The organism is Aquabacterium sp. A08 (assembly GCF_011742065.1).
The window spans coordinates 1-271 of sequence record NZ_JAAQQT010000170.1 but is presented as its reverse complement, the minus strand read 5'-3'; the positions used below and the strand labels follow the sequence as shown (position 1 = coordinate 271).

Genomic DNA, 271 nt, shown 5'->3' with positions numbered 1-271 from the left:
AATCGCTCTTGGAAGCCCTGGCCCTCATGCGGCAAGCCGACGTCACCCGCAACACCCTCGAAACCCGCATCACCGCCCGCGTCAACCTGGACGGCTCGGGCCGGTCGTCGCTGCACAGCGGCATCGGTTTTCTGGACCACATGCTGGAGCAGATCGCGCGCCACGGCCTGATCGACCTGGACGTGCGCTGCGAGGGCGACCTGCACATCGACGGCCACCACACGGTGGAGGACATCGGCATCACCCTGGGTCAGGCGTTCGCGCAGGCCGT

At 67.5% G+C, this 271-nt stretch carries 1 pseudogene; it reads left to right on the top strand.

Annotated elements, in window-relative coordinates:
* Nucleotides 1-26: 26 nt before the first annotated feature.
* A pseudogene (locus tag HA630_RS00970) lies at nt 27-271 on the top strand (imidazoleglycerol-phosphate dehydratase); the annotation flags it as partial.